The 4173-nt window shown below is 58.9% G+C and carries 4 protein-coding genes and 2 pseudogenes; 1 reads left to right on the top strand and 5 read right to left on the bottom strand.

Annotated elements, in window-relative coordinates; translation table 11 throughout:
• Positions 1-8 precede the first annotated feature (8 nt).
• Positions 9-224 (bottom strand): annotated as a pseudogene (locus HHA01_RS14985) (IS3 family transposase); the annotation flags it as partial.
• A gap of 12 nt (positions 225-236) precedes the next feature.
• The gene (locus tag HHA01_RS14505) at positions 237-608 is read right to left on the bottom strand and encodes a transposase (RefSeq protein WP_281285709.1); all 372 of its coding nucleotides are present in this window, start codon (positions 606-608) and stop codon (positions 237-239) included.
• A 137-nt stretch (positions 609-745) separates the two neighbouring features.
• Here HHA01_RS14505 and HHA01_RS14500 point away from each other — a divergent pair.
• Positions 746-1881, top strand: a protein-coding gene (locus HHA01_RS14500) for an IS3 family transposase (protein ID WP_373862954.1) whose coding sequence is annotated in 2 segments (ribosomal slippage) — positions 746-1022 and positions 1022-1881 — 1137 coding nt in all. Because the reading frame shifts where the segments join, the coding sequence is not laid out codon by codon here.
• Between the two features lie 65 nt (positions 1882-1946).
• Here HHA01_RS14500 and HHA01_RS14495 read toward each other — a convergent pair.
• From HHA01_RS14495 to HHA01_RS14480, 3 genes and pseudogenes are all read right to left on the bottom strand, one after another.
• Positions 1947-2570 carry an IS110 family transposase gene (locus HHA01_RS14495; RefSeq protein ID WP_141321979.1) on the bottom strand — a complete coding sequence of 208 codons (624 nt, stop codon included), beginning with the start codon at positions 2568-2570 and terminating at the stop codon, positions 1947-1949.
• Between the two features lie 219 nt (positions 2571-2789).
• Positions 2790-3751, bottom strand: a pseudogene (locus tag HHA01_RS14490) (IS3 family transposase); the annotation flags it as partial.
• Between the two features lie 57 nt (positions 3752-3808).
• On the bottom strand, positions 3809-4084 hold the full coding sequence (locus HHA01_RS14480; protein ID WP_141321971.1) for a hypothetical protein: 276 nt from the start codon (positions 4082-4084) through the stop codon (positions 3809-3811).
• Positions 4085-4173 lie beyond the last annotated feature (89 nt).

The following is a 4173-nucleotide window of genomic DNA, read 5'->3' as shown; positions in this document are numbered from 1 at the left end:
TGTAGTGGTCAAGCGTTTTTGGCCATTGAGTTTTGAGCATTCCAGTAGTTCTTTTCTGCTACATTCGGCGGTAGCCCATCGTTATGCTTATGCGGTCTAAGACTGCTGTAGTAACCGATCATGTAATCAGTGACAGACTGCTTCGCCGCAGCAACACCGGGATAGCCAATCACTGGCATCCATTCCGACTTCAAGCTCCTGAAGAAGCGTTCTGTCGGGGCGTTGACGCTCCTATGTCAAGGCACGACGCTGGCGGCCTGTAAATCCTTGATGATCAAAGGGTAGAGTTCGCGCACGATGTAGCGCTTGAGACAGCGGTGGATCTCCTTCGTTGAGCGTCCCTCCTGTGTGCGCCGCTCAACGTAGGCGCGCGTGCGTGGTTCGCTGCGCATACGCACCATGGCAATTGTCCAAAGCGCATTATTCGCTTGTCGGTCGCCGCCACGGTTGAGCCGATGGCGAATGACCTTGCCCGAAGAGGCTTCAAGCGGACTTACCCCACAGAGTGCGGCAAGGGCTGCATCATTTCGAAGACGCTCGGGGTTGTCACCTGCGGTCACCAGTAGTGTCGCCGCTGTCTGTGCGCCGACACTAAAACGGGTGACCAAGCTTGGAGCGGCTTGCTGCGCGAGCCGGTCCAGCGCAGCATCTAGCTCACGAAGCTCCTTGGTCAGCGCCTGTGAAGTGGACCCCGAAATTCGGACCAGGTGCTAAGCTCTGATCATTCTGACAGGAGAACCTGATCATGAGCAGGAAACGCAGGCAATACAGCGCCGACTTCAAGGCCAAGGTGGCCCTCGCCGCCCTCAAGGACGATCAGACCACGTCGGAAATCGCTGCCCGCTTCGAGATCCATCCAACTATGGTGAGCCAGTGGAAGCGCGAGTTGCTGGAGAACGCCAACGGGGTCTTCGAGAGCAAGGGCGACGGCAAGGCGGCCCAGAAGACCCAGGAGGAGATCGACACGCTCTACCGTGAGATCGGCAAGCTGACGGTGGAACGCGATTTTTTATCACGCAGGCTCGGTCGTTGAGCCGGGCTCAGCGCCTGGCTTTGGTCGAGCCGCAGGCCCCCGACATCAGCCTCCGACGCCAGTGCCAGTTGCTCGGTATCAGTCGCTCCTCGGTGTACTATCGGCGCCAGGGCCTGCGAGTTTACGACCTGGAGCTGATGCGCCTGATCGACGAGGAACACCTGCGCACGCCGGTCTATGGCTCTCGTCGGATGACGGTCAATCTCAATCGTCTGGGCCACCCGGTGAACCGCAAGCGCGTCCAGCGACTGATGCGCCAGATGGGGCTAAAGGCGGTGTATCCCAAGCCGTGCGCCAGCCGTCAAGGTGAGGGGCATCGAATCTACCCCTACCTGCTGCGGGGACGGGTCATCGACCGCCCCAATCAGGTGTGGGCGACCGATGTGACCTATATCCCCATGGCACGTGGGTTCATGTACCTGGTGGCCATCATGGACTGGTACAGTCGCCGTGTGCTGGCTTGGCGAGTATCGAATACTCTGGATGCGGACTTCTGCATCGACGCTCTGGAAGATGCCCTGGCGCGCTACGGGCCGCCCGAGATCTTCAACTCCGATCAGGGCTGCCAGTTCACCAGCGAGGCCTTCACCGAGGTGTTGAAGGCCCATGATGTTCGGATCAGCATGGACGGCAAGGGCTGTTACCAGGACAACATCTTCGTGGAGCGGCTCTGGCGCAGCGTGAAGTACGAGTGCGTCTACCTGAAGGCCTTCGAAGATGGTGCTCACCTGCGTGGGGAGCTGAAGCGTTACTTCACTTGGTTCAACAAGGAGCGGCCACACCAAGGGCTGGACGATGCAACCCCCGATGAGGTGTACTTCGATCAACCCCTGACCCAGGCGGCCTGACGCCTGATGACAATCCGGTCAGAGCTTAGCTCGCCTGTCAGGTGGTCCAGTGAATGGGGTCCACTTCACTGCCAACGTCGGGCAAGTAGTCGCAGAGTCGATTTCAGGGTCTGGAGCAGCACCGAATCATCCTCTGTCTCTAGCTCCAGGCAAGCGGCTACACACGCCGCCGCTTTTGGGTTAAGCAACTGCTCACGCAGTGTCTGCGGGGCGCTCACCAGCAGGCCACGCAGTTGGTTAAGCGCCTGCGTTCTCGCCTTCACCGCGCTGCGGCGGGCGACATTGACGGCGCGCATCGCCTCGACGACTCCAGACTGTGCCTTCGGGCGTGCGCTAGCCTCGCCAGAGAGCGCGGCACGAGCGGCGTTCTCAGCGTCGGTGGGGTCGCTCTTACCCCGGCGACGCCGGCGAGCGCGATCCGGCCGATTGACTTCGAGCACCTCGATGCCTGCCTCCTGAATATGACGGGCAAGTCCCGCGCCATATGTTCCGGTGCCCTCGATCCCGGCACGCAAGAGGAAACCAAATGAGTGTGCCCATTCAAGGAGAGCCTGATAGCCGTCGGTACAGGTTTCGATTGAGCGGGTGCCGAGCACACGTCCCGCTGGGTCGATGACGACACCGACATGAACGTCCAGGTGCGTGTCGACCCCCAATACCACCTCAACTAGCTCCTCTACCTTCGCCATTGCCACTTCCTCCGCATGCTCAGCCAACTTTGCTACCAAACATGCCGAAGGACAGGACACTCACGGTGCAGGACAAAGCTCCTATTAGGTCACAGACGGCAGGCCTGGCGCGCCAGATGAGCACGAAGGCTCGGCCGACAGGTCAACGCCAAGGCATTATGCCAATCCCAGCACGGGTCAGGCCGAGCCCGCATGCTCAATAAAGAAACTAGACTGAGTATCCCAGCAATTACCACGGCGACTGAGACTCTGCACCATCTGGTAGCGCCAGAGCATCTGTCGGAATGCCAGGCTGGTGTACTGGCAGCCTTGGTCTGAATGAAACAGGAGGACCGGCGGCTCTCCACGCGACTCGTAGGCCATGGTTAACGCCTTCTTCACCAGCTCCGTATTCGGAGAAAAGGACAACGCCCAACCTACGGGTTTACGCGCATATAAGTCGATGACCACCGCCAGATAAGCCCAGCGCGCCCCTGTCCAAATATAGGTGATGTCGCCACTCCATACCTGATTTGGCTCCTCGACATCGAACTTGCGATCGAGAAGGCTCGGGATATCCAAATGCGGCTGATCAGCCTTCTTGTAGGCATGGCTTGGCGGCTGTGTGCTCACCAGCCCCAGCTGCTTCATCCGCCTGCTGGCCCGGTAACGACTCAGCGGCGTGCCAGCCTGCGTGACCATTTTGGCGATGCTGCGAGCGCCGGCAGACCCGTTGCTGACAGTATGCGCTTCGACAACCTGATCCAGCAGCTTCTGCTCCACCTCACAGGGCTTTCTATCCCGGTCACGCCAGGCCCGGTAGCTATTGCGGTGCACCCCAAACACCTGACACAAGTGCTGCACCGCATAGCTCTCTTCAAGTCGCTCGATTATCGAGAACTGTTCAGGGAGTCCGACATCAAGAGAGCGGTAGCCTTTTTTAATATTGCCTTCTCCTCCTCCACCCGCCGCAGCTTGCGTTTCAGCTCCTGAATCTCGCGCTGCTCTGGCGTCAGAGCCTCACCTTTCACCGGTGCCTTGCCTGCCCGTTCAGCTCGAAGTCTGCGTACCCAATACTCCATGGTCGATTTGCCAACACCCATCGCCTCACACGCCGCCTTCAGCGTGTAGCCCTGATCGACCACGAGCTGGGCCGCCTCCAAGCGGAGTTCCGGGCTGAACGTTCTCTTCTTCGTCATCATCTGCACCTGACTGTCTATGGGAGTTATCATACACCCAAAACCAGGTGGCCAGATTCACTATGCCACTACACCCTTCGACCAGGGGAATATACCGCGATAGACCCAAACGCCCTCGGCGTCTGTATAGAGAACGATACTACGAATCGTCAGTATCTGGACGACACAGACGGCCAGCCAGAACAGGAGGAAGATGGCCCCCAGCCAATCGCGAATACCGGTCAGGGCCAAACCAATCACGACCATGACCAGAAAGATGATGATGGGGCGCACATAGGCCGTCCATGACATGGTGAAGCGCTCACCGAGTTCGTTGGGCTGTTGCACGGATTCCATAGTGTTTTCCTCCTTGAATTAAAAACCGAGAGTGATAACTCCGTCATCCTTGATGGGCCGCAAAAGGCACGCTGGGATAGGCCGCTTTT

The sequence above is a fragment of the Halomonas halmophila genome (assembly GCF_006540005.1).
Taxonomy (GTDB): Bacteria; Pseudomonadota; Gammaproteobacteria; order Pseudomonadales; family Halomonadaceae; genus Halomonas; species Halomonas halmophila.
The sequence above is the reverse complement of the archived record's forward strand: the minus strand, read 5'-3'. Positions and strand labels throughout refer to the sequence as shown.

Bases quoted from the DNA above. Each gene is read 5' to 3' on its own strand.
- HHA01_RS14480 (WP_141321971.1), bottom strand. From the start codon at position 4,084: ATGGAATCCGTGCAACAGCCCAACGAACTCGGTGAGCGCTTCACCATG.
- HHA01_RS14495 (WP_141321979.1), bottom strand. From the start codon at position 2,570: ATGGCGAAGGTAGAGGAGCTAGTTGAGGTGGTATTGGGGGTCGACACG.